At 35.6% G+C, this 3,569-nt stretch carries 4 protein-coding genes; 3 read left to right on the forward strand and 1 reads right to left on the reverse strand.

Annotated features, from left to right (window positions below):
- Positions 1-159: 159 nt before the first annotated feature.
- The 3 genes from AB1397_03560 to AB1397_03570 are packed head-to-tail and all read left to right on the forward strand — an operon-like array spanning position 160 to position 2,813.
- Positions 160-1,014, forward strand: a complete 855-nt coding sequence (locus AB1397_03560) for a hypothetical protein (GenBank protein ID MEW6482065.1) — start codon at positions 160-162, stop codon at positions 1,012-1,014.
- 36 nt (positions 1,015-1,050) lie between these two features.
- A complete protein-coding gene (acpS, locus tag AB1397_03565; GenBank protein ID MEW6482066.1) occupies positions 1,051-1,410 on the forward strand; it encodes a holo-ACP synthase in 360 nt (119 codons plus the stop codon).
- Entirely contained in the window at positions 1,407-2,813 is a 1,407-nt protein-coding gene (locus AB1397_03570) for a radical SAM protein (GenBank protein MEW6482067.1), read from the forward strand. Before acpS ends, AB1397_03570 begins: the two co-directional genes overlap by 4 nt.
- Positions 2,814-2,954: 141 nt before the next feature.
- Here the strand turns inward: AB1397_03570 and nikR are convergent, their stop codons facing one another.
- Positions 2,955-3,368 (reverse strand): nickel-responsive transcriptional regulator NikR, encoded by a 414-nt coding sequence (gene nikR / locus AB1397_03575; protein MEW6482068.1) that lies wholly within the window; start codon positions 3,366-3,368, stop codon positions 2,955-2,957.
- Positions 3,369-3,569: the final 201 nt, after the last annotated feature.

Here is a 3,569-nt window from a genome sequence, read left to right on the forward strand (position 1 = left end):
AGTTACCCTCCTTTTAGAGAGATTTAAAGGGTTATAATACTCATTCAGGTGCAACATTTTCAAGAGATTATATTTGCACCATATTCCGTGAAGAGCCTTTTCTTTTCTATTTTCTTTCCTTTCTCCATCTTTCTTTATAAGGAGAAAACATTAAGGATAATGCAGGCATTTTTTTTCCTCATTATTATTGCATATGGCATTGTTATTCCACATCTTTATTTCTATGGTCGCTATATTGCCCCATCTATTTTTATCCTTATATTCTTAGGAATAAGAACCGCTAATGCTTTTCTTAAACCAAAGATTTTCTTAATTTACATTATTGGCTCTTCTTTATTTTTCTTATTATATGGAGCCCTTAATGTGAATAAATATGCCTGCTTGTGTGAAGCAGAAAAAAAGCTTCAGATAAACATAGGAAAATGGTTATATTCCCATACACAAAAAGATGCAAGAATTGCTACACATGATATTGGAGCAATTGTCTATTATGGAAGACGCTATTGTATTGATACATTAGGTTTAGGAACAAAGGAGACAATTTCAATGTTTGGAAATGAGGAGGCTCTTATTAAATTTCTTAAAACAGAAAAGATTGATTTTTTAATAGGATTCCCTTTTGTTTATTCAAAGATGGTTTCTCTTTATCCTTATGATATTCGCTTAATAAGGATATTTGGTGTTGAAAATACCCTTTTTTCCTCTTGGAATTTCTGTATATGGGAGACCTCCTGGGGAGAAAGCCATTATTATAAAGGATTGGGTTTTTTAAGAAATAATGATGCAAAATCCGCAAAAGATGAGTTTTTAAAAGCGGTAAGGATAAATAAAGAGGATTTTCTCTCGCATTTTATGCTAGGGGATATTTTAAAAAACCAAGGGGATTTCAAAAATGCTTTAAATTACTACAAGATAGGGCTTGAAAACTTAAAGAAATTAGAAAAAGAGGGGATGAGTGTCAATAGGGAAGAAATAGAAAGGATAGAGGCAATGGTAAAAAGTGGTTCTTTCTGATAGACAAAAGCATGATTTATTGTTAAGATTTTATAGATGATAAAGGGCATTGGAACGGATTTGGTTGATGTGTGTAGGATAAAAAAAGCAGAAAAAAGGTGGAAAGAGCGTTTTCTTAAAAAGGTATTTACAGAAGATGAGCTTTCCTATTGCAATTCTCGTAATAATCCATATCCCCATCTTGCTGGAAGGTTTGCGGCAAAGGAGGCAGTGATGAAGGCATTAGGCGTTGGCTGGCCAGGCATTTCCTTTAAGGATATAGAGATTACAAACCATTCTGGGCCACCAGAGGTAATCCTTAAAGGAAAGGCAAAGGAAATTGCAAAGGGTCTAAAAATCCTTGTTTCAATATCCCATATAGACGACAAAGCCTCTTCTTTTGCTATTGCTGAATGAAGATTACCCTTATTGAACCAGGCTCTCCTGATTGGCATGTCTTTTCTGATTTTCCCCTGCCAAGGCTTGGATTGCCGATTATCTCTGCTATCCTTAAAAAAGATGGCCATTCAGTTAATATATTCTGCGAGGATTTAGCACCAATTGACTACAAAATAGCCTATTCATCTGACCTTATTGGCATATCAACCACAACCTCAACTGCACCAAGGGCATATAAGATAGCAAGGGAATTTAAGGAGATAGGAATCCCTGTGGTAATGGGAGGACCACATGCAACATTTAGACCAGAGGAGGCGCTTACCTACTCCCATTACTGCGTAAGGGGTGAAGGAGAGGAAACAATAAAGGAGCTTGTTATTGCTCTTTCTAATGGCTGTGAATTATCAGGGATAAAGGGGCTTTCATACATAGAAGATGGGCAGTTCAAGCATAATCAGCCAAGAGAGCTATTGTGCGACCTTGATTCTCTCCCATTCCCTGATATTGATGGAATTGTTGGAAAAGAAAGGCTAAAGATTTTTCCCATTCAAACAAGTCGGGGGTGCCCATTCAATTGCAAATTCTGCTCAGTAACCCCAATGTTTGGAAAAAAATACAGGATGCGCTCAATAGATTCGGTAATAGAAGAGATTGAATATAGAAAGCCAAGGGACATATTCTTCTACGATGATAACTTTACCTCTGACAAAGAGAGGACAAAGAAGATGCTTGAGGTAATCGCAAAAAAGGGCATTTCCCCAAAGAATTGGACTGCCCAGGTAAGAATAGATGTAGCAAGGGATAAAGAGCTATTACGCTTGGCAAAAGCAACAAATTGCTTGTTTTTTTATATTGGCTTTGAATCAGCCAATCCCGAGACACTTAAGGAATATAAAAAAGGCCAGACATTAGATGAGATTAAAGAAGGGATAGGGATAATCCATAAATTTGGCATAAGGATACATGGGATGTTTGTCTTGGGTTCGGATAGTGATAGGCAGGAGACAACAAGGGAAACGGTAGATTTTGCTAAAAAATATAAAATAGACACTGTCCAATTTCTAATCTTAACCCCCCTTCCTGGCACAAAGACATTTGATGAGCTTGATAAGGCAGGAAGGATCTTTACCTATAATTGGGAATTATACGATGGAATGAATGTTGTCTACCAACCAAAGCAAATGACCCCCTATCAATTGCAATTGGGAAATATAAAGGCTTTAAGAAGATTCTATTCCCTGCGCTCTGTTTTTAAGCTCATCCTTAAGTTTAAATTCCTAAATGCCCTCTTAAGGTATTATGGAAGGAGAATAAGAAGGAAATGGGAGGCAAAGCACAAAGAGGCATTAAAGAAGCTTAAGGATTTCTCAGCAGAGATTTTAAAGAAAAGGGGGGTAAAATATGAAAAAAATGGTTTTTAATAGCCCTGATTTGTACGTATTTGAGCAGTGGGGGAGTTTTTTGACTCCTACCTAGGGACAAAGAAAGCAAGTAATAAATAAACTCTCTCGCCTTAAGTGCCTATTTTCCGTCTTATTCTATACCTAAACACATACGAAAAACTATATTTCTTTACCAGTTGTAGTCATAGTCAAAAAACTGTGTTTCACACCTTTTGTAGATTTTAATTTATTAGCCAACTCCTCAACTTCCTTTGGCTTGCCTCTCACAACTACTATCTCCAGACAATTTTCATGGTCTAAATGAATATGTTGGGTCGAAATGATAAGATAGTGAAAATCATGTTGGATATTCGTTAAAGTATTTACTAGTTCTCTTTTATGGTGATTATAAACCAGAGTAATTGCTCCTGCCACTTCTTTTCCTTCTATCCATTCTTTCTTGACTAAATCTTCTCTTATTAAATCTCCAATTGCTTTGGAGCGAGTAGAGTAATTTTTTCCCTTGATATGTTCATCAAATCTGTTTAAAAGAACTTCATCTAATGATATACCGAAACGAACTAGTCTTGACATTAGTAATTCTCCTTAGGGTTACAATTTTTATAATTATACCACATTTTAAATAAAAACTCTAAGCTTATTTTTTTCTGAAACCTATCCATAAGTCTGGAGAGGCAAGTCCTACATAGGTTTAACCCTCATTTTTATCCAAATAAAGGGAAAAATTAAAAATTTTCTCTTATTAAAAAAATGCCGATACTCTTATGAGCCTAA

The organism is bacterium (assembly GCA_040756715.1).
GTDB lineage: Bacteria > UBA9089 > UBA9088 > UBA9088 > UBA9088 > JBFLYE01.

Coding starts and splice junctions, on each gene's coding strand:
- AB1397_03560 (MEW6482065.1), top strand. CDS start 160: ATGCAGGCATTTTTTTTCCTCATTATTATTGCATATGGCATTGTTATT.
- AB1397_03570 (MEW6482067.1), top strand. CDS start 1,407: ATGAAGATTACCCTTATTGAACCAGGCTCTCCTGATTGGCATGTCTTT.
- acpS (MEW6482066.1), top strand. CDS start 1,051: ATGATAAAGGGCATTGGAACGGATTTGGTTGATGTGTGTAGGATAAAA.
- nikR (MEW6482068.1), bottom strand. CDS start 3,368: ATGTCAAGACTAGTTCGTTTCGGTATATCATTAGATGAAGTTCTTTTA.